Annotated in this window: 21 protein-coding genes; 9 read left to right on the top strand and 12 right to left on the bottom strand. The window is 66.5% G+C overall.

Translation table 11 applies throughout. The annotated features are described in order from the left end of the window. On the top strand, positions 1-203 hold a 203-nt coding region (locus tag VFC51_09475; protein ID HZT07248.1), incomplete at its 5' end, for a hypothetical protein. Between the two features lie 8 nt (positions 204-211). On the opposite strand, the gene VFC51_09470 is transcribed toward VFC51_09475, so the two are convergent. Further along, positions 212-613 carry a hypothetical protein gene (locus tag VFC51_09470; GenBank protein HZT07247.1) on the bottom strand — a complete coding sequence of 134 codons (402 nt, stop codon included), beginning with the start codon at positions 611-613 and terminating at the stop codon, positions 212-214. 82 nt (positions 614-695) lie between these two features. Here VFC51_09470 and VFC51_09465 point away from each other — a divergent pair, with 82 nt between their 5' ends. From VFC51_09465 to VFC51_09450, 4 genes are all read left to right on the top strand, one after another. Then, positions 696-1,655: a hypothetical protein gene (locus VFC51_09465; protein ID HZT07246.1), complete on the top strand. Its 960-nt coding sequence runs from the start codon at positions 696-698 to the stop codon at positions 1,653-1,655. Positions 1,656-1,770: 115 nt separating this feature from the next. Beyond that, complete coding sequence (locus VFC51_09460) at positions 1,771-2,181, top strand: cupredoxin domain-containing protein (GenBank protein HZT07245.1); 411 nt, start codon at positions 1,771-1,773, stop codon at positions 2,179-2,181. 248 nt (positions 2,182-2,429) lie between these two features. Next, complete coding sequence (locus VFC51_09455) at positions 2,430-3,803, top strand: hypothetical protein (protein HZT07244.1); 1,374 nt, start codon at positions 2,430-2,432, stop codon at positions 3,801-3,803. Positions 3,804-3,893: 90 nt separating this feature from the next. Next, on the top strand, positions 3,894-5,210 hold the full coding sequence (locus VFC51_09450) for a Rieske 2Fe-2S domain-containing protein (protein ID HZT07243.1): 1,317 nt from the start codon (positions 3,894-3,896) through the stop codon (positions 5,208-5,210). Positions 5,211-5,247: 37 nt separating this feature from the next. Here VFC51_09450 and VFC51_09445 read toward each other — a convergent pair whose 3' ends face one another. Together VFC51_09445 and VFC51_09440 are read right to left on the bottom strand one after the other, a co-directional pair. Further along, positions 5,248-6,546 carry an MFS transporter gene (locus tag VFC51_09445; GenBank protein HZT07242.1) on the bottom strand — a complete coding sequence of 433 codons (1,299 nt, stop codon included), beginning with the start codon at positions 6,544-6,546 and terminating at the stop codon, positions 5,248-5,250. Between the two features lie 91 nt (positions 6,547-6,637). Beyond that, a complete protein-coding gene (locus VFC51_09440) occupies positions 6,638-8,311 on the bottom strand; it encodes an FAD-dependent oxidoreductase (protein ID HZT07241.1) in 1,674 nt (557 codons plus the stop codon). Positions 8,312-8,469: 158 nt separating this feature from the next. Here VFC51_09440 and VFC51_09435 point away from each other — a divergent pair, with 158 nt between their 5' ends. Continuing rightward, entirely contained in the window at positions 8,470-9,258 is a 789-nt protein-coding gene (locus VFC51_09435; GenBank protein ID HZT07240.1) for an HAD-IA family hydrolase, read from the top strand. A gap of 87 nt (positions 9,259-9,345) precedes the next feature. Next, positions 9,346-10,410, top strand: a complete 1,065-nt coding sequence (locus VFC51_09430; protein HZT07239.1) for an ABC transporter substrate-binding protein — start codon at positions 9,346-9,348, stop codon at positions 10,408-10,410. A gap of 5 nt (positions 10,411-10,415) precedes the next feature. On the opposite strand, the gene VFC51_09425 is transcribed toward VFC51_09430, so the two are convergent. The 5 genes from VFC51_09425 to VFC51_09405 all read right to left on the bottom strand — a co-directional run bounded on the left by VFC51_09425 (position 10,416) and on the right by VFC51_09405 (position 15,715). Continuing rightward, entirely contained in the window at positions 10,416-11,483 is a 1,068-nt protein-coding gene (locus VFC51_09425; protein HZT07238.1) for an amidohydrolase family protein, read from the bottom strand. 194 nt (positions 11,484-11,677) lie between these two features. Then, entirely contained in the window at positions 11,678-12,157 is a 480-nt protein-coding gene (locus VFC51_09420) for an Hsp20/alpha crystallin family protein (protein ID HZT07237.1), read from the bottom strand. Positions 12,158-12,507: 350 nt separating this feature from the next. Next, positions 12,508-14,166 (bottom strand): hypothetical protein, encoded by a 1,659-nt coding sequence (locus tag VFC51_09415; protein ID HZT07236.1) that lies wholly within the window; start codon positions 14,164-14,166, stop codon positions 12,508-12,510. Positions 14,167-14,418: 252 nt separating this feature from the next. Further along, the gene (locus tag VFC51_09410; GenBank protein ID HZT07235.1) at positions 14,419-15,135 is read right to left on the bottom strand and encodes a ZIP family metal transporter; all 717 of its coding nucleotides are present in this window, start codon (positions 15,133-15,135) and stop codon (positions 14,419-14,421) included. A 163-nt stretch (positions 15,136-15,298) separates the two neighbouring features. Beyond that, positions 15,299-15,715 carry a cupin domain-containing protein gene (locus tag VFC51_09405; protein HZT07234.1) on the bottom strand — a complete coding sequence of 139 codons (417 nt, stop codon included), beginning with the start codon at positions 15,713-15,715 and terminating at the stop codon, positions 15,299-15,301. A gap of 265 nt (positions 15,716-15,980) precedes the next feature. Between VFC51_09405 and VFC51_09400 the strand changes: the two genes are divergently transcribed. Beyond that, on the top strand, positions 15,981-16,811 hold the full coding sequence (locus VFC51_09400; GenBank protein HZT07233.1) for an SDR family oxidoreductase: 831 nt from the start codon (positions 15,981-15,983) through the stop codon (positions 16,809-16,811). 97 nt (positions 16,812-16,908) lie between these two features. Here the strand turns inward: VFC51_09400 and VFC51_09395 are convergent, their stop codons facing one another. From VFC51_09395 to VFC51_09380, 4 genes are all read right to left on the bottom strand, one after another. Beyond that, positions 16,909-18,036, bottom strand: a complete 1,128-nt coding sequence (locus VFC51_09395; GenBank protein HZT07232.1) for a cupin domain-containing protein — start codon at positions 18,034-18,036, stop codon at positions 16,909-16,911. A 234-nt stretch (positions 18,037-18,270) separates the two neighbouring features. After that, positions 18,271-20,184 (bottom strand): chloride channel protein, encoded by a 1,914-nt coding sequence (locus VFC51_09390; GenBank protein ID HZT07231.1) that lies wholly within the window; start codon positions 20,182-20,184, stop codon positions 18,271-18,273. Next, positions 20,138-20,506, bottom strand: a complete 369-nt coding sequence (locus VFC51_09385; protein ID HZT07230.1) for a MarR family transcriptional regulator — start codon at positions 20,504-20,506, stop codon at positions 20,138-20,140. Before VFC51_09385 ends, VFC51_09390 begins: the two co-directional genes overlap by 47 nt. A gap of 198 nt (positions 20,507-20,704) precedes the next feature. Continuing rightward, positions 20,705-21,460, bottom strand: coding sequence for a LysM peptidoglycan-binding domain-containing protein (locus VFC51_09380; protein ID HZT07229.1), 756 nt, complete (start codon positions 21,458-21,460; stop codon positions 20,705-20,707). A 350-nt stretch (positions 21,461-21,810) separates the two neighbouring features. Between VFC51_09380 and VFC51_09375 the strand changes: the two genes are divergently transcribed. After that, positions 21,811-23,070: a hypothetical protein gene (locus VFC51_09375; GenBank protein HZT07228.1), complete on the top strand. Its 1,260-nt coding sequence runs from the start codon at positions 21,811-21,813 to the stop codon at positions 23,068-23,070. Positions 23,071-23,096: the final 26 nt, after the last annotated feature.

Below are 23,096 nucleotides of genomic sequence, written 5' to 3'. Positions count from 1 at the left end.
ATCGCACCCCGTATGCCGCCCTCAAAGCCGAACTGCCGAACATCGACGAGGCCATCCGCTTCCCTATCCCGTTCTTACTCGACGACGTCAGCGTCCGCCTTGGCCCTTGGAGTGGATACCATCTGTTGGCGCATCACCCGGCATCCCTCGGAGCCGTTGGCGCAGATCCATGGATGAGCGCCAGCATCCGCGGTCCGACCTGATCGTGCGATCAATGCATTGGGGGACGTCTTGCGATAGAGGCAGTGCCGCGCAGCGCCGCGAGCGCACGAGAGGCACCCCGGTGCGAAAAAGCCTGGGCGGCCGGGCTCCCCGCTTGGTGCCGGCCCGACCGCGTCAGCTCCAGTGCCAAGCCCAGATGTTCCAAATGCGCGATGTATCGAAGACCGTCGGCCCGGTCGGCCCCACAATACCGGACCGAAACGCAAACGCTTCCGCCTTGGGTAAGCGTCACCATCGCGTCTTCTTGCATGATGGTGATCGCATCGATCAGGTAGCCCTGGCGCTCGACAGGATCGATGGAGCCGACGATCCTTTCCCACGCCGGGTCGAGACGGGGATTGACGTACCCGATGCGATTCTGTCCACTCCAGTGGTTGTCTGGTGTCGACACCTTGTCCGACGTCCACACCATCGTGTCGAGTCCGAGGTTCCGCTGGGTGTAGTGTCATTCGTCTGCAGCTATGATTTCACGGATGCACCTGCGATTCATGCTCCCATCGTTCCCATGGACCCGCGCGCTCGAAACGGGGCGGATCGAAATCCCGGGCGTGACCTATGAGTGCGCGCCGTTCATCGAGAACGCGCCGGATCGATTCGCGGCGTTCGCGTTAGGCGGCTACGACGTCGGCGAGGACAGCGTGCGTGGGTACATCGTCAAACGATTGAGGGGGGCAGCGCCAGTCGCCCTCCCGGTCTTCCTGGACCGCGAGCACATGCAGCGGAACATCTTCGTGCGCGCCGATTCCTCGCTGCGCCACCCGCGCGACTTGATTGGGAAACGCGTTGGCACACGGCAGAGCCTGCAGTCGGGCACGTGCGCAGGCGTCCTCATGATGTTGGAGAGCGGGTATGGCATAGCGCTCGACCAGATCCAATGGCACGCTGGCTCTCCGCCGGAGCGGGCGATCGATCGCATGCCCCTTGATGTCATCCGAGGCCCCAGGACTGACCGCGAGAACCTCGACCTTCTCCTGCGCGGTGAGCTAGATGCCGTCATTTCGAACCTCGAGGGCCGATACTGGTCCCTCTTCGGCCCCGACCTGCTCGATCATGAGACCGTTCCGCCCGCTGGCATTCGTCCGCTTGTCGAGGATCCCACGGTGATCGCGAACACGTATCGGGACACCGGGCTGTACCCCATCACTGACGTCGTCGTGGTGCGTCGGGAGCTGATCGCGGAACAACCTGAACTGCCCATCGACCTGGTGGGAGCCTTCACCGAGGCGAACGCGCTGGCCTCGGAGTATCGAAGCGGAATCGAGGACCATCTGGCGCGCCTCGAGGTCGATCTTCTGGGCGAGGATCCCCACGTCTACGGGCTGAACGCAAAGGCACGCCGAAACCTCGATCTATTCGTCGATCTGCTGTACCGGCTCGAAGCGATCGACGAGCGCATCGGGCCCGAGGAGATCTTCGAGGGCCGGGCGTGGTGAAGCGCGTCGCTTGATCGGGGCGCGCGGACCGACCGCGCGTAGCAATCCGGCCAGGGGTTCCCGCTCGTACAGGATGGTGGCGCCGAACTCGAGCGACTTAGGAGGGGGAATCGATATGAAGCGAAATCTCATTGCGCTTGGCCTGCCCGCGGCCTTGGCTGCGGGCATTCTCTTGGGGAGGCAGGCCGGCCCATGGGCGCAGGTCGCCGCCGCTCAGAGTGACGAGCCGCTGCAGATCCCTGTTTCGATGATCGAGTATCAGTTCGATCCCGGCGAATTCGTCGTCAAGGCTGGCCAGCCCGTGCAATTTGTCCTCACGAACAATGGCACCGAGCGGCATCGCTTCAACGTCGGCGGCTTCGGCGACCGGTGGCGGTCATCCGATCCGGAGCCGGGCGACTCGACGACGCTGGATGTGACCTTCACGGAGCCCGGTGTCTACGAGGTGTGGTGCTCGGTGGCGACGCCCGACGGCCAGCCGCACCGCTCGCTGGGGATGGAAGGGACGCTCACGGTCGTCGAGTGATTCGGACGCGCCTTGCGTGGGGACAGGGGCGCCGCCGGCCAGCCGCTGAAGGCACGCGCCCGTCGACAGGCTGTCCTGAGCGCCCTTCGATAGGCCTGTCCTGAGCGACAGCCGAAGGGCCCACGGCGAACAGATCGAGGGCTCAGGGCGACCGGGGTAGGGGCTCGGCGCGCTTTTTGACCTCACTGTGATAGCGGCGCCCACCGCTCGGTGGCGGTAGCAGGCAGCGTCCCTCAATAATTGGCTCGATGCTCCACCTCGCCTCCGCCGCGGTGCTGCTCGTGCTCGTCGCCATCGCCCTTCCTCCTCCCGCGGCGGACCAGACGAGTGCCCCCGACATACGCGAGCACGTGTCCCATGCCCGACCCGTCTACGCGCAGGCGGGACTGACCCCGGGCACTCCAAGCGCGACGCCGACGCCACGCGCGACGCCGACGCGAACCGAAACGCGCACGCCGACGGAATCGCCGACAGCCACGGCCACGGCCACCGTGGGCACGCCCCTGCCGACGCCGCCCTTTCCCATCTTGCCGCCGCCACCAACCGCGACACCGACCGCCATCGCTCCCGAGGAAGGCGGGCCGACGCCCTCGCCGAGCGAGCCCGAGCCGATTACGTTGCGGGTCGCGGCCGAGCACGACGTGTACCGCCTCTCAGAACAGGCCGAGATGCCGACGATCGTCGTGACGCCCGCCATGACGGGCATTCCTGACTCGGCGGTGGACGACCTGATCTTCACGTGGTCCATCCGGATCACCTATACGCCGTCGGACGACGATCCCGTCGACGGGCCGTCGTCACCCATCACGTACCGATGGCCCGACCAGCGGACTGAGGGGCTCAGCGCCTTCACGCCGGATTTCGGAGACACGGTCCGTGGCGGCACGTTGACGATGCGGGCCGTTACCGTCATCGCGGACGTCGAATACGCGGCGGACGCCACCGTGACCATTCTCGGCACAAATCCGCCGATGTCGACGGTTCAGGGCTACCTCGCCGCGCAGTTTCCGACGAGCTACTACACGCTGTGGCGCATCGCCCAGGCGGAGAGCAGCGTGCACCAGTTCACCGATAACGGGTATCCGCTCTGGAGCAGCGACGGCGAGCACGGCGTTGGAATGATGCAAATCACGTATCCCTCGCCCACCGACGACGAAGTGTGGAGCTGGAAGCGCAATGCCGACGCCGGTGGGCGCATGCTCCAGAATGCCTACGCGACTGCGCGCGGCTGGCCGGCCGCGGTCGCCGGAAGCCGTGAGTTCCGCGCGGCCGTCGACAGCTACAACGATGCGCGCGAGAGCGACGGCCTGCCCAGGCTGATCCGCGTCACCGTCCCCGACTTCACTTCGGGAAACTTCTACTGCGATCTCCAGCAGCGCGAGCGCGACGCGATTCGCCTGTACAACGGAGCCTACGGCTCCGATAATCTCTCCTTGCCGCTCCACGAGTACCAGCTCGCGTGGGATGCCGACGCCGGACTGCTGGACCTCGACGTGGACGAGGAGTATGAAACGGGTATCGCGAAATGGGTCCGCGTCGAGCCCGACCAGCGGCCGCGGGGAAATGTCGGCAATGACTACGTGGAGCGCGTCCTCGCCAGACCACCCCCGCGCCCCTGCTGACGGATTGGCCCATTGGCATAGTCACAGGAGGATGCGACGCTGAGCGCCGCGGACAACGAGCTGCTCTGTCGAATTGGCCCGGGGACGCCGATGGGGGATCTGTTTCGCCAATACTGGATGCCCGTGCTCTACAGCAGGGAGATCGAAGCCGATGGCCCGCCGCGGCGCATGCTCCTCCTCGGGGAGAAGCTGGTCGCGTTCCGCGACAGCTCCGGAGGGGTCGGCATGCTGGCGGAGAACTGCGCGCATCGTGGCGCATCCCTGTTCTTCGGACGGAACGAGGAGGCCGGCCTGCGATGCGTGTACCACGGGTGGAAGTTCGACGTCGCGGGACGCTGCGTCGACATGCCAAATGAGCCGCCCGAAAGCAACTTCAAGGACAAGATTCGACATCGAGCGTATCCGTGCGTCGAGCGCGGCGGGCTGATCTGGGTCTACATGGGTCCCAGGAGCGAGCCGCCCGCTCTGCCAGACCTCGAATTCAATATGCTGCCGGAGAGCCACGTGGCGATTCGGAAGAACCTTCAGGACTGCAACTGGGTCCAGAGTCTGGAGGGGAACCTGGACTCCAGCCACCTCTCGTTTCTGCACACGCGGCTATCGGCGGATGGCGACGCCCAGTTTCCCGGGGGCGGAGCGGGCGGGCGCGGGCTCTTCTACCATGACAAGGTCGCGCGCCTCGAGGTCATGGCGACCGACTACGGCTTGATGTACGCGGCGGGGCGGGAAGAAGAGCCTGGCATCATCTATTGGCGCATCACGCAGTTCCTCATGCCGATGTGGGGCATGTTCGCGCCGGTCAGCCCGGCCGAGTGTCCGATGCAATGGTGGATCCCGCTGGACGACGAGCACGTGATGAAGTGGGACGTCCGCTGGAACCCGACGCGGCCCCTCACCGCCGAGGAGCGCGACCGATTCACAGAGGGTGACCCGGGCGGGTACGTTCCCGAGACGAGCAATCCGCTGCAGCAGTGGCGCCTGAAGGCGGACCTCAGCAACGACTACCTGATGGACCGGGGAGCGCAGCGCACCCGGCGATTCTCCGGCGTGCCATCGGTCAATTTGCAGGACAAAGCGGTGCTCGAGAGTATGGGCGGCATCGTCGATCGGACCCGAGAGCACCTGGGAACGACGGATGCGATGATGATCCAGGTGCGCCGCCGCTTGATCAACGCGGCCAAGGCGCTCCGGGACGGCGGCGTCAAGCCGCCGGGCGTCGACGACCCCGCGCTCTATCGCGTGCGGAGTGCGACGCTCGCTCTTCCGAAGGGACAGCCGTGGAAGAACGCCGTCGAGCCCTACCTCGAGGCGTTCACGGACCTGCCCGTCATGTCCATCGAGGCCCAGGTGGCGGCGGGCCGGGTGACGCCGACGCCGCTCGCACGTTCAGGCGGCGCGGCTGGCTGACAACGCGGCCGGTCTCGAGGCTGGGGCTGAACCCTCCTCACCCTCGCTCTCTCCCAGAGGGAGAGGGGACTTGAGCCGCGACGGGGACGGGTCGCACCTCCGGCTCGCGCGCGCCAAGGTCCGCGGCACGGAGGTCGCTGCGCGTGGTGACGAGGCCGAGCTGCAGCGCCGCGCAGATCGACGCGCCGATGATCATGGCGACGGGCGCGCCGACGACCGACACAACGGCGCCCATCTGGGCTTGGCCCAACGGGGGCACGCCGCTGGTCAGCATGCTCTGGAAGCTGGAAACCCGTCCGCGCAGGTTGTCCGGTGTCAGGAGCTGGATCACGCCGTTCCGCGGCGTTGCCTGGAGCGAATCGAACACCCCGAGGAGGAACGTGGCGACCACGGCTAGGGCGAGCCACGGCGAAAGCGCCAGCACCACCAGGGCGCAGCAGTAGGCGAGGATCGCGCCGACCACCACGATGCCCTTGTAACGAAAGTCTCCCAGGGACATCACGAGCGTCGCCCCGACGAGGCTGCCGATGCCCGGTCCAGCGCTCAAGATTCCGAGGCCAGCTGCGCCCGCTCCGACGTTGGCCGCCACGATGGGGAGAAGGGCCTGGTAGCGCGCGAAGAAGGTCTCGCCGCAATCGGCCGCCAGAAGCACCATGATGATGGACCTATGGCGGACGAAGCTCAGCCCCTCCACGAGGCCCCGAATCGGCGACTGGTTCGATCGCGCCGTGACCCGCCCGACGTGGATCATCGCGAGTGTGCTGATGCTCACGATCTGAGCCACCCCGTCAATGAAATAGGTTGGCACGAAGCCGATGGCGGCGATGGCGAAGCCTGCGATGGTCGGGCCCATGATGTTGGATGTCTGCCAGACCGTGGAGTTGAGCGCTATCGCGTTGAGGAGATGGTGGCGCGGGACCAGGTTCGGGATGATGGCGCTCCGGGCGGGCGTGTTGAGTGCCTGAACCGACGACACGAGGAACGTGAAGAGATAGATGTGCCAGACGTCGATCATCTCCGTCCAGGTCAGGAACGCCAATATGACGCTGAAGCTGCCCCCGAGGCCCTGCGCCACCATGCTGAAGCGAACGCGGTCGACCCGGTCCGCGATGATCCCGCCCATGAGAGAAAAGGCGATGATGGGGATGGCCCGGGCGAGCCCGGTGAGCCCCAGCGACAGGGCCGATCCGGTCAAATGGTAGATCTGCAGGACGTTGGCGAAGGTCTGGATCTGGCCGCCGATCCCTGCCACGAGGAGCGCGATGTAGAAGAGGCGATAGTCTCGGTGCTGGAGGGCGATGGCGGCGCGCCGCAACCCTGGGCGTTCTTCTCTCAACGGGCCTTCGACCTACCTATCGCGCTCGCGGTGACCTGGGGTCGGCCAGCGCCGCCCGTGGATTGTACGGCGGCCAGTGAGGACCCACGGGTCACGGCGCTGAGTCGACGGGAGCTTCCCTCGCGACATTCATCCCCGCGATGCGGCCCTGCACCGTGCATCGGGCGAGCCCGTGAAGGCTGAAGCCGCCGGCGGATTCGCCGCCGCAATACAGACCCGGAATGGGATTCCCGGAGAGGTCGATGACCCGGCAGCGGGCGTCAATCCGTAGCCCGACCCGGGAGTCATGAATGACCGGCGTGGCCCAGGCGGCGTAGTAGGGCGGCGAATCGATCCGGTACTTGGGCGTGGGTTTGTCGAAGTCCTCGTCCACCCCGGCGTCGACGAAGGCGTTGTAGCGGGCAACCGTTCGCTCGAGCGCGTCGGGCGGCATGGGCTTGCGCTGGAACCGGTTCTTGATGTTGTTGGCAAGCTGCCCAATCGTATCGCCGCAGAAGAAGAATCCCTCCGCGATGTCCACATACGGCGGCTCGAGGACCCATCCTTCCCGCCGCGCGGCCTCAGAATCGAAGATGGCCCAGATCGGACCGCCGCCGTTGACGGGCTCGCCGGTCCCCGCCAGCGCAGCGTTGAGAAAGTTGGACGGGCGATACGTGATGTTCGACGCGTTGCGATGGCTGCCGGGAACGTAGTTCTTGACCGCGTCGTAGTTATTTGAGGTGAACTGCCCCTTCGTCTCGTCGTAGAAGCGCAATCCGGCTTGGTTGACCAGGATGACGTCCTGCCAGTCGTCGACGCGCAGCCCCACGGCCCGAGCGAGGTGGAAGATCGGGCTCGTCGGCTGCCAGGTGCAGTTGACGTACCCGTACTGGCAGCCGATCTTCCCGGCTTTGGTGATGACGGAGCCGAACTCACCGGTCTGATTGTAGGCGCCCCACAGCGACGCGCCGATGGCCATCGCGGCCAGCTCGCCGCTCGCATCCTGGAATGAGTAGGGTTCGCCGGCGACACCGCAGTACTCCTCGGTCAGGCGCGGGTCGAACATCCGGCGAAAGTTCACGTTTCCGGTCGAGCCCCCGGTCGCGATCACGACCCCGCGGCGCGCCCGGATGTTCAGGGTGGTCCCCTCGTGGTCGGCCGTGATCCCCAGCACGCGCCCGGCTGTCGCCTGTTCGCGGATAATGCTGGTCATTCGATGCTTCAGGAGGATCTCGACGCCGAGCTTGCGGGCAGCGATCTCGAGCGGGCGAATGAGGCCGATTCCGGAGGACGTGATGGCCTGGCGGTCGGGAGGGAGCGCGCGTCCGGTCGTGATCTGTGGCCAGTCCATGGCCGCTGCGTGGTGCTCGCGCGGCGCGGAGTTGCCCGTGGCTCCGGCCCCGCGGTTGTCCGGCGGCCCGTCGACGAAAATCACCCCGTGGGCGACGAGCCACTCGAAGGTTGGAGCGCTTTCGTCGGCGTACGCGCGAATGATCTCGCGGTCGTTGTAGCGGTAGCTGGGAAAGCCGTTCGGCTCGACCACGGACCAATCCGTGAGGTCGGAGAAGAGGAGATCGGGGGAGTCCGCGATCCCATATTGCTTCTGGCGGCTCGTCCCGCCTCCGAGCGCGACGTTCCCGCCGCTGATCGCGGCGTGTCCGCCGACGTCCCAGTTGGCTTCGACGATCAACGTGCTGGCGCCGGCCTCCTTGGCCGCGATGGCGGCCGGAAGCCCGGTCGCGCCCGATCCGATAACGACGACGTCGACCTCACGGTCCCAGTTCATTGCAGTGCTGCCCTCGTCTTGTTTGGATTTGATCCCCGATTTCGCAGAGCTTCGTTTTACCTCTTTTCCCGGGTAATGCACGCGTGACCACCGGCGGTTCGCCGCCGAACAGGCGACATTCAGCGCTGAACGAGGCAAACCAGAGGAGGATCCGGCACGTGAAGTCGACAGAAACGCGGTTCGATGGCGTGATCTTCGACGTGGACGGCGTTCTCGTCGCTTCCCCCCACGAGCGCGCATGGCGCGAGGCGCTCGACGAGCTGATGGCGACTGAATGGCGAGGCTCCGTGGGCGGCTCCACATACCAACCCGGCGCATTCACGACCGCCATCTATCAGGCGCTCGTCGCGGGAAAGCCGCGCATGAGTGGCGCGCTGGCGGTGCTCGAGTTCTTCAAGGTGCCCGAGGCGGCACTCCGCGCCGTCGAGTACGCGGACCGGAAGCAGACGCGGCTGGTCCAACTTATCGAGGCGGGAGAATTCGCGGCCTTTCCCGATGGTGTGCGATTCGCGATGCACGTGGACCGCATGGGCCTCAAGCTGGTCGCGGCGTCGTCTTCGAAAAATGCGCGCACGCTGCTCCAGATGATCGATCTCGCCGACTACGGACCGCCAACGGGCCCGGATCGTCCCACGCTGACCCTGCTCGACCTCTTCGACGCTGACGTGTCCGGTCGCGACCTGCCGGAGGGAAAACCGAACCCCGCGATCTTCTTGCTCGCCGCGGCCGAGGCTGGCCTCTCCCCCCGTCAATGCCTGGTCGTCGAAGACGCGCCTTCGGGGATCCTCGCCGCGCGGGCGGGCGGCATGCGATCGGTCGGCGTGGCTCGACTCAACGACGAGGCGCTCCTGATCGACGCGGGCGCGGATCTGGTGGTGACGTCGCTCGACCGGGTAGACCTCGACGCCCTCGCGGACGGTCGGCTCGTGTCGGCCGGTGGCGGGTAGGGGCGGGGTCACTTTGCCCCGCCGGCCTGACGAAGGGCGCCGGCGCGCTATACTGCGCGCGTCGAGTCGTTCGCAGCGGGTATGGCGATGATGCGAACTGTATTCGCCCTCGTACCGATCCTCCTCATCGCGGCGGCCGCGTGCAGCGGGCGCGGTTCCGCGGCCGGCGGTGGCAGCCAGTCGGCGCCGGCCAGCACCGGCGACGCCACCTCGAGCCAATCGCCGGCGCAGCATGCGACCCTGAAGGTCGCGTACGTACCGGTGCTCGCCTTCGCTCCGCTCTACCGCGCCATTGCCAAGGGCTACTTTTCCGCCGTTGGCATCGATGTCGACCTCACGGTAGTCCAGAGCGCGTCGGACGTGGTCGCGTTCCTGGGGACGGGCCAAATGGACGTGGGCCTCGGAAATGTTGGCGCGCCGTTTTACAACGCCGTGAATCGCGGGCTCGAGGTCCGCGTGGTGGCCGGCAACTCCGAGAATCAGCGCGATCCTGCGACGCTGGTCGCGGCGCCGCTGCTGATTCGGCGCCAGCTTGCCGATGACGGCTCGGTCCGATCGCCGTCGGACCTTCGTGGCCGGAAGGTGGCGATCAACGCCCCGGCCGGCATCCAGGAATACAGCTTGTCGAAGCTCCTGGCGGCGTCGCAGCTCGCGCTGAGCGACGTCGACGTCCAGTACGTGCCGTTTCCCGACATGCTCGCCGGGCTGAACAACGGCGCGATCGACGCGGCGATGCTGCCCGAGCCGTTTTCGGCGAAAGCGCGAGAGCAAGGGGTCGCCTCGGTCCTCGTGGCGAATCCCGCGCCGGGCGCAACGGTGACGGCTGTGCTGTTCGGCACGAATCTACTGAAATCCGATGCGGTCCAGACCGGCCGTGCGTTCTTGAGCGCGATGCGAAAGGCGGCCAATGAGCTGCAGAGCGAAGGAGAGATCTTCTCCGACGAGAATCTGGCAATCTGGGCGCAGTACACCGGCGTCGCCCCGGACGACATCCGCAAGGGCGCGCCGTATGCCTATGCGCGTGATCTCGCCCTCGATCCGCAAAGCCTCACCGACCAGCAGCGCTTCCTGCTGGGCGAGGGTCGCCTCGACTTTACCGAGCCGTTGCCCGTGAATCGGATCGTCGACGACCGGTTCTCATCCGCCGGCTGACCGGGTCAGCCAATCGGCGCCGGGACCCGCAGGTTGAACAGCCGGGCCACGTTGTCGCAGACGAGCTTGCGCCGGACGTCCGTGGGCAGATGACCCAGGTCCCTGGCGATGACCTCGCGCGAGTGAGGCCACGTCGAGTTCGGGTGGGGGTAGTCGTTGGACCACATGCAGTTCTCGACGCCCCACCAGTCGAATAGCCGCCCGCCGACGGCGTCGTCGAAGAAGGTCACGTATACCTGGCGGTAGAAATAGCTGCTGGGCGTTTCGGAGATGGGTGGTGGATTCGTTTCGTGGAACCGTCGATAGTAGTAATCCCACTGCTGCAGGAAGAACGGGATCCAGCCGATCTCGTTCTCGACGTTCACGATGCGCAGGCGCGGGAAGCGCTCCAGGACCCCATAGAAGATGAGGTCGAAGAAGGCGTTCACCGCGTCGAACGTCTTGAGGTTCACGCTCCCGCGGTAGTGCTCGACGCCGGATCGCCCGGCCGTGGGTCCGAGGCCGTTCTTGCTGTAGTTGTGCCCGGTGAGGATGTGGAGACTGATGGGCATGTCCAAATCTTGCGAGGCCGCCCACAGCCGGTTGTAGTGGTCTGAGGAAAAGGGCAGGTCAGGGTGCGGGGCCTGCCAGATGAGAGCGCTCACCATGCCGGCCTTGCGCGTGCGCTCCATCTCCCGCACGGCCTGGTCGATGTTGTATGCCGAGACGCAGGCCACCCCGAGCAGCCGGTCGAGCGCTACGGAGCAGTATTCCAACAGCCAGTCGTTGTATACGCGGAAGCACGCCTCTTGGAGAGCCGGATCGTCCATTCCGAAAAGTCGCAGGCCGAGCGTGGGGTAGAGGACTTCGGCGCTCACGCCGTCGGTCGCCATTTCTTTGAGCCGTTCGTTGGGGTCCCACCCGCCCGTCTTACCTTCGAAGCGTCCCTGGCCGCCCTCCTGGCGCTTGGGGAATCGCGGCGCAGCGTCGCGAAACTCGGACGGAAGCCGGTTCACCCACAGGTCGGGATCTTCTGAGACGTGGGAATCGGCCGAGATGAGGACTTCGCCCGTGAGGTCTGTCGCAATCGCCATGGCTTCCCCCCGCGCTTGGCTGATCTGCAGCACGGCCAGCGGAGCGCGCGCCCGCGCTATTCGGTGGCCTGTCCTGCGTGTGACTGCCAGTGTATCGCGACGACAGCCAAGGCACAAACGGTGAAACGCACATGAGAGACGCACCGGCGGCCGGTAGAGATGACCGGCCGCTGGTGCGTCCCGGGGGGCAGGGCTCAGGCGGCCCGCGTGGACTCGCTCAGTTGTGGGGTCCTGCCGGCTTCGATTTGGATGCGCCGCGGCTTTGCCTCTTCCGCCTTGGGCATGTGCAAGGTCAGGATGCCGTCCGTGAAATCCGCGCGAACGGCGTCGCTCTTGACGCTCACGGGAAGCGCGATCTCACGATAGAAGCGGCCGAAGCGGCGCTCCTGACGATGGTACTGCTCATCTTTCACGTCCTCTTTGCGACGCGTCTCGCCCTGGATGCGCAGCCGATCGTTCGCGATCGTCACGTCGAGGTCCTCGGGCTTGATGCCCGGGAGCGACGCGGTCACGACCAGCTCGTCGGGGGTTTCGTAGATGTCCATGGGCGGGGCACCGAAGGAATCGCCGGACGCGAGGCTCGGCGGACGCACCAAGGCCTCTTCGAAGAGGCGGTCCATCACCTTGCGGAGGCTGATCATCTCGGAAAATGGGTCCCAGCGCGCGATCGCCATTGGTAGATCTCCCGGATTGAACAGGTGCTGACGCCGACATCGTGCTCACGAAAGGCGCGGTTCTCCTCCCGAGGCAGATCCAGTTGGCCGCCACTCTCCTCCCGCGGCGAACCTCCCGGGCGAGCTAGGGCGCGGGGCGCGCCCCGCTGCTCCCGACCTTCGCAAGTCGAAGGCGATTGGTCCGTTGAGCGAGGTGAACGGCGAGTAAACGCACCATGAGGGACCAATGAGGGAGCCCGCGAGATGTTGCGCCGAGGCGCGCGGTGTGTCGAGCGGCGGAATGTTCCCCCACCCGCGGTCCCGCTTCTCGCGCAGTCGGCAGTTGCTCTCCGGCTCGTTGGCCTCGCTCGTTACGCTCCGAGGGACGAGATCCCAGGGAGGCCGCAGACGACGTCGGTGTTGCCAATGGCAGAACCGCCGCTCATCGCAAACACGATGAAGCAGTCGAAACCCGTTAATGGCAGCGTCTGGCTTCTTCCCGTCGCGTCCAAGTCGATCGTGGCCCCGCTCAGCGTGACGACGCGAAAGCCGTCCTGGCCTCCAGCTGCCGGATCGCTCCAGGCCAAGACCGCGGAGCCCGTCTGCGTTACGCGCAGTGCGAGGTTCTGGGGCGCCCCGGTGTTGGTTCGCGTATTCGTCAGCTCGCAAACGATGTTGGACAGGCCGGCAAGCGCCGGGGGTGTCCCAGTGGTCGGACCCAGCAGGTAACAATAGAGCGATCCAGCCGGTGCACTCAGCGCGTCGCCATCCTCGAGGGAAGTCGCCGATGGCGACAGCAGCCCGGGAGCAAGGATGACCAGGCTCGGCAGATACCGCGCCACCAGGTACCCGTTCTGAAGCGTCCCGCCATCCCAGCGGATCGTAGTCGCGGAGTGGCTTGCCTCGGCGGTGCCTCTTGGTGCCAGCCCAATGTTCCTCCCTCCCAGCGCGGGAGCCACCGTGGTCGGCGTCGGGGAGGGGGTCGCAGTGGCCGTTGCGCGCGCCGTGCCTGTTGGGCTTGGCGTCGGGGAGGTAATCAGGACCAAACGCCCGATCCTATTCGTGTTCTGCTCGGTGAACCAGATCGCGCCGTCCGGTCCCGTGACGAGTCCCGTGGGCTTGGTGCCGATCAGCCCAATGCCTCCGGGAACAAGAAACTCTGAAATCTGGCCCGCCGCGGTAATCCGCCCGATCTGGTTCCCGCTCAGTTCGGTGAACCAGAGTGCCCCATCCGGACCGACTGTGATGGTCTGCGGTTGGCTCTCGCTGGTCGGAATGCCGTACTCGATGAACTGTCCATCGGTTGTGACGCGGCCGATCTTATTGCCCGACGATTCGGTGAACCAGAGGGCGCCATCCGGCCCAACGACCAATCCCTGTGGCCCGCTTTGCGCCGTTGGGATCGCGAAGAAGGAGAAGACGCCAGAAGTAGTCATTCGCCAGATTCGGTTGTTGGGGTTGCTATCGGTGAACCAGAGGGCACCGTCAGGCCCTGATACGATCGTGACAGGGTTCGCGGTAATGTTTGGGATATCGAATTCAGTGACGGCGCCACCGGTGGTGATGCGACCGATCTTGATTCCCGCGGACTTCGTATACCAGAGAGCGCCATCTGGACCAGGAGTGATGGAGAAGGGCGAGACGTTCGTGCCCTGAAGCGTGAACTCCGCGAACTGGCCGTCCGGACTCACGCGCCCGATCTTGCTGCCATTTACTGTCTCGGTGAACCACAGATTCCCGTCTGGCCCCGCCGTGATTCCCAGGGGCGCGCTCTGGGCAGTTGGGGGCGAGAACTCCGTAATCTGCCCTCCGACGCTCACGCGTCCGATCTTGCCACTGTCCCGCTCGGTGAACCACAGGGCGCCATCGGGGCCGCTCGTGATCCCGAATGGCGCGCTGTCCGCCGTGGGCAGGATGAAGTCGGCAAATTGGGCGGTCTGGGCTGCGATGTCGGTGGGTCGCGGGAGCGGTACTGACGCGGCGACAAACGCGGCGATAAACCTCGCGCACCATTGCTTCCAGGCCAGCATGGGATCCTCCGAAGAATCCGGTCCTCACCTGCGCGGGGTGTGCAGCCGATCCCGGCGGGAATAAGGGCCGATGCGAATTGACCTGAGGCGGCTCTCACGCGTCCCTGACGCTGAACGCCTCACGCTGGTTCTTGTGGCCGCAAGGGTACCACAGGTTGTGGAACTGATCAGACCTGCCAGTGCGTGTTGGGGACCCGGCCCGCCCACCATGGGCGCTTCCTCCGCCAGAACCGGGCGGCAACCTTCGCAACCCTACGCGAGCCGGCTCACCAGGAGGAGAAAGCCCGCGCCGACGGTGGTCAGCATGACCGAGCGCATCGGCGGCAGCGCCTCGGCGCGCGGCAGAAGGCGCGTCGCACCCGCGTAGACGAATAACCCCGAGAAGCACCCGATGCCCAGGGGGAACACCACGTCGGGGAACGGGATGGCTGTCGCGATGGCCGCTCCGACCGTCGGCGCGATTGCGTCGGCAAGGAGCACGCCGCGCGCGCGCCCCATGGGCTGTCGGTGCGTTACCAGATAACTCATCGTGTTGAGGCCGTCTGAAAAGTCGTGTCCGATGACGGCCACCGCGACGAGGACCCCGAGATCCATGCTGATCTGGAAGCCCAGGCCGATCGCGAGCCCGTCGAAGAGGCTGTGGACCACGAAGCCGGCGGCGCCGACGATGCCGGCCGCGCTCGGGCCCTCATCCTCCGCATGGTGGTGGTGCAGAAACCGTTCTAGGCTATGAAAGGCGAGAAAGCCCACCAAGGCCGCGCCCAACGGCATACCCGGGCCGAGTCCGAGGGCGTCGGCGCGCTCCACCGCATCGGGGAGGAGGTCGAAGAACGCGGCGCCCAAGATCAACCCACTGGCGAATGCCGCCAGGCTGTTGACCCGGCCCGACCATCGCAGGGCGACGACGCCACCAGCCAACGTGGAGAAGAAAGACACGCTGGCGGCGGCGATCGCGGCGAGTCCGGTCATGGCCGGCACGTTGCGCAGGTACCGCGCGACTCGAGGGTGTGGCCGGTGATTGCCAAACCCGTGTGGCCTACCTGGACCGCCGGTGGGTAGTCGGGTACGGCGCGACTGGGGGGCCGAGGGCCGCCAGGCGCGCTCGAGCGAGGCTCGGGAAGTGCGCGGGCGCTTACGACGGTCGGGCTTTGAACCGGCGACCGTACTCGTCGAGGTCGCCCGGGTCTTCCGAGCGCAGCTCCCGTGGTACGGTCGTCGAGACGCGAGTCATCACCAGCTCCACGTCGCTCGTGTTCTCGAACCAGTAGTAGGTTCCGCCGGGGATGAAGATGCCCTGGTGCGGCCCGAGGTCGCCAAGGACCTCGTCGTTCTCGCCGTAGAACTTCACTCGCCCCTGGAGGACCGTCCACGTCGCGTCCTGAAACGGGTGCGTGTGCAGCTGCACCTCTCCGCCCGACTCCCAGCGGTGGACGAGGACCGTCATCATCGGGCTCCGTGCCACGGCCTGAGAGTGTCCCCGGACGACTTTCGTGGTGTCCACGTCAAACACGGTGTACGGCTGGGTTGGACTCTGGACCGCCTGTGCCATGGCTCCTCCGCTCCGCGATTGCGTGCCGAATTCCTGGCCCATTGTAGTCGTTCAATCGCGATGTCTGGGGGACTGCGCGTCGAGGGCTCCCGCAGTCGGCCGCGGCGCAATCGGAGCCAGGCGACGGCAGAAAGGCGCGACGACACATGCGCCGAGGATGGGGCCGCGCGGCAGGCGCGCGGGCGGCACGTTCGCGCATCCGGCTGCGCGTCTTCAACACCGGGTTCATCGAAACCGGGGGTACAGTTGGGCCTGGAGGTGCATGATGGTGGACAGCTCGATCGAGGGACGGGTGGCGATCGTGACCGGCGCGGCGAGCCCGATCGGACTTGGACGGGCGATGTCGCTGGCGCTCGTCCGCGCTGGGGCCCGGGTGGCGATGGTCGACGTCGACCGAGCGTCGCTGGACCGAAGCGTCGCGGATGCGCGGGCGATTGGTGGCGCAGACTGCGCGCTTGCCGTGGTGGGCGATGTAACGCGGCCCGAGGACGCAGAGCGCGTTGTCCGCGAAACGCTCCGCGCGATGGGCGGGCTGCACATCTTGCTCAACAACGCGGGGATCAACCCGGTGATTCGAGGCCAGGAGCCCGGCCCGCTCTTCGGCCAGATTCCGATCGAAGATTGGACCCGAACGGTGGCGGTGAACGTGAACGGCCCATTCTTCATGGCGCGCGCCGCCGTCCGACACCTCGTGGCTCAGGGCTGGGGCCGCATCATCGGCGTCACGACGAGCCTGGACACGATGATCCGCGCCGCTCCATACGGTCCGTCAAAAGCCGCGCATGAGGCGCTGATGGCCGTCATCGCGCGCGAGGTGGAAGGCACCGGCGTTACGGCCAACGTCCTGATCCCCGGAGGGGCCACGCGGACGAACATGACGCGCGACCGCTGGGCCGACACGATGCTCGATCCGGAGGTCATGCAGGCGCCCGCCGTCTGGCTCGCCTCGGGAAACTCTGACGGCGTCAACGGGCGGCGGATCATCGCGGAGCTCTGGGACGAGGAGCTGCCGATCGCCGAGCGACTGGCGAAAGCCGCGGCGCCGATCGCGTGGCCGCAGCTCGGGCGAGCCGGCGCCGCGGCTCGCCCGTCCTAGGGCCCCCATCCCCGCCCTCCCCCGCTGCGGCGGGGGAGGGAGTCAGAATTCGCCTCCCCTGCTGCGGCAGGGGAGGGAGAAGGAGCGGGCGAGTGCCTCAGCCTTCCTCCTCGTAGTCCCACTCGTAGTTGCGGTCCTGGTACGCGACCTCCGGCATGATGCTCTTCAGGCCGCGCTTCGCCAGCTCCGACTCGAACTTCTCGCGAATGAAGGGCTCCTCGTCCGGATACTCGATCTGGTCGCGCGCGAGGTCTTCCACCCGCTCCGAGTAGCGGCCGATTCCACGGGGCGTGTGGAACGCCAGGTAGCGCGCCGGCTCGCCGCCGATGTTGAAGTGCTGGTGGAACCAGCGATCCGGCGGCACGAAGGTGCTTCCCTCGTGCCACGGAATGATCACCTTCTCCTCGCCCTCGGGCCACATGATCGAGTAGCCCTCACCCGCCGGGATCACGATCTGGACGCCTGGCCCGTGGCGGTGGGCCTTCTTGTAGCTCCGGGCCGGGAAGACGGACATGTGGTTCGTGAGGGGCGACTTCGGGTATTCGATCCAGACGACGTGTCCGCCGGCGCCGCGTCCCTTGAAGGGAACGAGACGGTCCCAGGCGCGCATGTCGGGGAAGAAGTTCCCCCGCCAGATCGCCCGCTGACCGCGCAGGCTCGTCGACGTGCCGATGACCGCTTCGGAGTAGAAGTCCTCTCCGGCGAGGACGCTGTCGTCGATATATGGATTGTTGAAGAAGAACTTCGGATCCGGGACGATGGCCATCGCTGTGGGGAGCGCGTTGTAGTGCAGGAGGCGAGCGGTGGCGTGGCCCTGCACGTTGGAGAGCTGGTAGGTGTGATTGCGCGGGAGCATGAACAGGCTGTGCTTCTGCCATTCGAACGTACGCTTGGGTCCATTCTCCGACGCCCAAACGGTGGCAAGGCCGCGTCCATCGAGCACGTAGACCGCCTCGTCCAAGGCGAAGCGCACGGGGGGCAGCGTCTGGCCGGGCGCTATCTCGGTCACCCGGCCCTCCGTGACGCCCTCCTGGCCCGCGAGCTGGATGATGGCGGCGTTGCACTCGCGCTCTTCCCACTCGCCGAGGGGAACCGTGCGCAGGTCCTCCTGGAAGTAGCCCTTGTGGATGGGGATCCCGATCGACTGGATCCACTGGTCATATGCGCTGACCTGCCGAGCCACCGCGCGCGTGGTATCGGTTGCCTTGCTCGCGTCGATCGCCATGTCGAACCCTCCATCGCATCGTAGCCGGCGCCCGGGGTTGCCCGCCGCCCGGTGAAGCATATCCCGGACGCGCGAATCTCGCGGAGCCTGCCGCCCGCGGCGGAAATGCAGTCCCCTCGACCGTGCCCTTCCCGTCCGGTTGGACTGGGGCTCGTTCCCGGCCGGCCGAACGCGATGCTCCACGTCACGGCGGGGGTTTTATCCCCCGCCCTACCGTCTGGTATCGGTGGCTACTCAGGCGAGCTGGTCGGCGCCGATCTCCCTGCCCTTCGCACGAAGAGACCAACGAAGGACTGGAATGGCCGCGAGAACGCGCTCGCGCCGCGACTCTTCATGCCAGTGCACGGCGCGGGCTTTCAAGAGATCGCTCACGGAGATCAAGCCGAGGAGCTGGGAGGACAGCCGATCGGTGACGGGGAGACGGGTTCGCCCAGATGCCGCCATCCGGAACGCGACCGCGCGGAGGGTCTCGTCGGAATACGCGATAACGGCTCGCACGTGGGCGATGGCGCCGACGTTTACCGACCTTCCCCGGTCCGCGGTTTCGTTGGCCGCGTCCGTTAGCTCCGAGTCGGTCACCACGCCGATGAGGCGGCCCCGATCATCCACGACCGGGAACAGGCGCTGTTTCCGCGCGTCGGGGATATTGTCCAAGTGCTGCGCCGCTTGTTCGACCGTCTGGCCCACAGCGAAGGTGAGTGGATTGGTGCGCATGACTTCCCGCACCACATGGGTTTCGAGTGGATCGGTGGAATAGTCCCGGGCGATGTGGTAGCCCCGCCGGCTGACCTTTTCGGTGAGGATGGACCGCCGCAAGACGAGCACCGTGAATCCGTGGGCGACCACCACGGCAACCAGCAGGGGGAGCATGGCGTTGACATCGTGGGTCAGCTCGAGCCCGAAGACGACCGCGGTGAAGGGCGAGCGCATCGTGCCGCCCAGCATCGCGCACATACTGACGAGGGGCCAGAAACCCGGTCCCTCGCCGGGCAGGAACGTGCTCTCCAGCGCGCCCAGTGCGCCGCCGATCATGAGGAGCGGCGCCAGGACCCCGCCGGAAGTCCCGGAGCCGAGCGAAATCGCCCAGATCACCGATTTCACGATGAGCACGCCGAGGACGACGGTTCCCGTCACGCTGCCCTGGAGAAGCGACCCGATGGTGTCGTATCCGACGCCGAGGGCCTGAGGGAAGAGCAGACCACCCGCGCCGACGACCAGCCCGCCGATCGCGGGCCACCACATCCAGTGGATGGGAAGCCGATGAAAGGCATCCTCAGAGCTGTAGACGGCGAACGTGAGCATGCCGGACCCGGCCCCGGCGAACAGACCCACGAGCGCACAGGCCGCCAGCCCATGGATGCCGATGAAGGCCGCATGGTCAGGAACGGGAAATAGCGGACCGGTGCCCAAGAGGTGGGCGCGAACGCCGGCGGCGGTGGTGCTGGCGAGGGCGACTGGAATGACGCTGCGGGGCTTCCACTCGAAAAGGAGCAGCTCCACGGCGAGGAGAACCGCGGCCACCGGCGACGCGAACGTCGCGGACATGCCGCCGGCGGCGCCCGCCACGAGGACGGTCTTGCGCTCGGCCCCGGTGAGATGGAAGAGCTGTCCGATGAGGGAGCCAAACGCGCCTCCGGTCATGATGATCGGCCCTTCAGCGCCGAACGGGCCGCCGGATCCGATGGAGACGGCCGAAGAGAGGGGCTTCAGGATGGCCAGCTTGGGATCGACTCGGCTCCCGTTGATCAGGATCGCCTCGATGGCCTCCGGAATGCCGTGCCCGCGAATGCGTTCCGACCCGAAGCGCGCCATCAACCCGATGAGGATCCCGCCTGCGACCGGGATGGCGATCTCACCAGCGCCGAGCTGGTTGCCGGCCGGCGACACGAGCGCGGTATCGATGCGGCCGAAGAAGAATATGTTGGTGAAAAGCCCGATCAAGCGAAGGAGTCCAAACGCGACGAACGCGCTCAGGGCGCCGATGCCGGTCGCCAGGATCGAGATCGGGACGACTCGGCCCGTGGTGGTGAAGTCGCCCAAACGGCCGGTCGACTCGTTGTGTCCGAGACGGGCGGCGAGGTCGAGGACCCGCCGCCCCAGCTCAGGGAGGCGCGCGCTCCGGTGGCGGTCCACTTCTGCTCCTGCCATGGCTTCTCCGTACCAATGATGAGGACGCGTGGGGTTGGGCCGGCGCGCTCGATTGATCCGCGGCAAGCAGCGCTTGGAGCGCCCGCACCAGCGCTGGACCAACCGATTCCAGCTCCGCCCGATGGACGAGGGCGAGGCGGTGCACGGTCGATTCACCCTTCGGGGTGAGCGACAGGAGGACCAGTCGGTGGTCCGACGGATCCGATGTGCGCACAACGAGTCCGCTGTGGACCAGGCGATCCAGCAGCTCCACGGCGCTGTGGTGGCGGATCTGCAGGCGTTCCGCCAGCGCGCTCACCGTTGGTCGCTGCCCCGCTGGCATGCCAGTCAGGGCGAGAAGTGCCTGGTGTTGCTGGGGTTCGAGGCCTGCCTGGCGGGCGGCGTCTTCGCTGAACCGTAGGAACTTGCGGATCTGGAAGCGGAACTCCGCCAGCGCCCGGTACTCGTTCTGAGCGAGCTCGCCGTGGCTCACTGCCGGTAACTATATCGTGTTACGATAGGAAATCCCAACCCGTCGCATTCAATTGCCGGGGATCCGCAGCTCGTCTCCGGCCACGATCAGGTCGGGATCGGCGATGTCGTTGGCCGAGGCCAGGTCATCGGGGTCCACGTTCAACTGGGCCGCGATGGACAAGAGGGAGTCACCCTCCACCACAGTGTAGGTCGCGCTCGAGGCCGAGGAATCGGCGAGAGACGCGGCCGCGCTCTGACCGGCGACCTCCAACGGGACGAGCAGTCCGGTGCGCCCCAGCGGCTGGTCAATACGGCTCGCGTCGAGCCCGTTATAGGCGGCGAGGAGGGCGGGATCCAGACCATAGCTCCGCGCGATCGAGCTGAGATCCGCCGTCGGGTCCGCGGAAACCAACGTGCTTCCCTCGGCCGGCACCATCAACTCTTGCCCGATGCTGATCACGTCGGGATCGTCGAGGTCGTTCAGGGCGCTGACAGCATCCGGGGTGGTGTCGAAGGCCGCCGCGATGGAGGTGAGGGAGTCGCCAGCCATGACCGTGTAATTCCGGAGGGACGGAAGGGCCGGTGGGGTGGCCCGAGCGATGTCGCCTTGCGCCGCGACGGTGATTGGCGGAGCGGACTCGGTGACCTCGGCCAGCGAAGCACTATGGCTGGCGACCCAGAGCCGCAGGCCGATGAGGCCGGCCGCGAGGAGGAGGGTGGCCCCGACCCAGACCAGCAGGCGCGCGTGGGGGAGCGCGCGGTGGGGGTGTTCGCCGGCGTGGGTCGAGGCCTCGGGCTTCGCGCTGGGTCCTGCCGCGTCCACGGCGTAGTCTCCTTGGCACCGGGGATCCGTTCCCCGGAAGTCATTATGCGCTTCCCGGCGCCACGTCGGGCTCGAACCCACCTCACAACCGGCTCACCAATCACGGCCCCCAGGCAGCGCGTCCGCCAGATCGAGAAGTTGACCGGGCCCGCTCGGTCAGCTACGATTCGCGCTGCATCAAAAGACACGCGGCGCGGCATGGCGCTCCTCCTCTACGCCCCGGTTTGCAGGGAGCCTGAAGGTGAATCGACCGCCCGCCCTTCCCTGGCTCCGCGCCGCTAAATCAGTCCCCATTGCGCGATCATTGGGCTGGGCAGACACGACCTGATCGGAAAGAAGGAGGGGAGAGCGTGCACGCGAATCGGTGGATCCAACTGTGGAGCATCGCCGCTAGCGCAGTCGTGTTGGGGGCATGCGGAAGGCCCGGCGCTGCCCCGGCTGGGCCCGCGCCCGCCGTGGCGGACCCGCAAGCGGAATGGCAGCGGGTGCTCCAGGCGGCGCGGCAAGAGGGCACCATCAACATTCTCAGCGGATCGAGCACCTCCCACGAGATCCCGCATTTCGAGAAGGCGTTCGCCGACCTGACGGGCGGGCACGTGGAGTTCACCGAGCTGACGGCCGCGACCATCGTCTCGCGGCTGCCAGAAGAATACGCTGCCCACCAGTACAACTGGGACATCATTCTTCTGGGCGGCAGCTCGGGGATCTCCGAAGAGCTTGACAAAGCCGGCGTTCTGGGCGACCTCAACCAGTATTTCATCATGCCCGACCTCACGCAGGACTCAACCTGGGTGGGCGGGTTCGGCGACATCTGGGTGGACCAAGACACGAGGAAGTACAAGATCCACCATCAGGCCACACTTTCGCTGGGCTCAGCGTGGTGGGTCAACCGCGACGTGCTGCCGGAGAGCAGACTGAACAAGATCGAGGACGTGTTCACCATCCCGGAGCTGAAGGGCAAGTTCTGCACCTACGACCCCCGTGTCGAGGGCGCAGCGGATGCGAACTTCGGCCAGATCGCGGGCATGTACGGCTCAGCGATGCTGCGGCGGCTGTTCACGGAGCTGGACATCGTGGTCACCCGCGACTTCACGAAGCTGACCCAGGACACGCTGCGGGGGGCCTGCCTGATCTCGGTGGGCGCGCGGATTCCGGATCTCCACGCTCAGGGCGTAGGGCTCAACATCCAGGAGTGGGACGTCTTCAACCCCGGGATCGCGCCGGAATACGCGGACCGTCTGAAGCCGACGTGCTGCGGCGCAGGGAAGACGAAGAGCACCATCGACGGCTGGTTCGGCGGGGGCAGCGCCAACGGCATGCTCTCCGTGGCCAACAACCCGCCGCACCCCAACGCGGCGAAGGTGTTCGTGAACTGGCTGCTGAGCAAGGAGGGTCAGATGGCCTGGCCCGATCCGGATCAGGACTCGACGTGCAGTCGCCGAGCCGACCTTCAGGACTGGTGCGCCAAGGAGTATCGACAGATGGGCGCCCAGGCTGCCCTTTGGGCCCCCATCGAGGAAGGGAAGACCTACATCTCGATCCACACGCGCCAGAACTTCTGGCTGCGGAAGGTGGCTCAGGACACGGGGCTGGAAGTCTTTGGGCGGTAAGCGACCGGAATCGAGTCGACGCTAGA

This window comes from Chloroflexota bacterium, assembly GCA_035652535.1.
Lineage (GTDB): Bacteria > Chloroflexota > UBA6077 > UBA6077 > SHYK01 > DASRDP01.
Note: the sequence above shows the minus strand (reverse complement) of the source record. Positions and strands in the feature narration are given on the sequence as shown.

What these genes read in the sequence shown, in the direction of transcription:
- VFC51_09465 (HZT07246.1), top strand. Translation starts at nt 696, where the DNA reads ATGCACCTGCGATTCATGCTCCCATCGTTCCCATGGACCCGCGCGCTC.
- VFC51_09460 (HZT07245.1), top strand. Translation starts at nt 1,771, where the DNA reads ATGAAGCGAAATCTCATTGCGCTTGGCCTGCCCGCGGCCTTGGCTGCG.
- VFC51_09455 (HZT07244.1), top strand. Translation starts at nt 2,430, where the DNA reads ATGCTCCACCTCGCCTCCGCCGCGGTGCTGCTCGTGCTCGTCGCCATC.
- VFC51_09450 (HZT07243.1), top strand. Translation starts at nt 3,894, where the DNA reads ATGGGGGATCTGTTTCGCCAATACTGGATGCCCGTGCTCTACAGCAGG.
- VFC51_09440 (HZT07241.1), bottom strand. Translation starts at nt 8,311, where the DNA reads ATGAACTGGGACCGTGAGGTCGACGTCGTCGTTATCGGATCGGGCGCG.
- VFC51_09430 (HZT07239.1), top strand. Translation starts at nt 9,346, where the DNA reads ATGATGCGAACTGTATTCGCCCTCGTACCGATCCTCCTCATCGCGGCG.
- VFC51_09425 (HZT07238.1), bottom strand. Translation starts at nt 11,483, where the DNA reads ATGGCGATTGCGACAGACCTCACGGGCGAAGTCCTCATCTCGGCCGAT.
- VFC51_09420 (HZT07237.1), bottom strand. Translation starts at nt 12,157, where the DNA reads ATGGCGATCGCGCGCTGGGACCCATTTTCCGAGATGATCAGCCTCCGC.
- VFC51_09415 (HZT07236.1), bottom strand. Translation starts at nt 14,166, where the DNA reads ATGCTGGCCTGGAAGCAATGGTGCGCGAGGTTTATCGCCGCGTTTGTC.
- VFC51_09410 (HZT07235.1), bottom strand. Translation starts at nt 15,135, where the DNA reads ATGACCGGACTCGCCGCGATCGCCGCCGCCAGCGTGTCTTTCTTCTCC.
- VFC51_09405 (HZT07234.1), bottom strand. Translation starts at nt 15,715, where the DNA reads ATGGCACAGGCGGTCCAGAGTCCAACCCAGCCGTACACCGTGTTTGAC.
- VFC51_09400 (HZT07233.1), top strand. Translation starts at nt 15,981, where the DNA reads ATGGTGGACAGCTCGATCGAGGGACGGGTGGCGATCGTGACCGGCGCG.
- VFC51_09395 (HZT07232.1), bottom strand. Translation starts at nt 18,036, where the DNA reads ATGGCGATCGACGCGAGCAAGGCAACCGATACCACGCGCGCGGTGGCT.
- VFC51_09390 (HZT07231.1), bottom strand. Translation starts at nt 20,184, where the DNA reads ATGGCAGGAGCAGAAGTGGACCGCCACCGGAGCGCGCGCCTCCCTGAG.
- VFC51_09385 (HZT07230.1), bottom strand. Translation starts at nt 20,506, where the DNA reads ATGCCAGCGGGGCAGCGACCAACGGTGAGCGCGCTGGCGGAACGCCTG.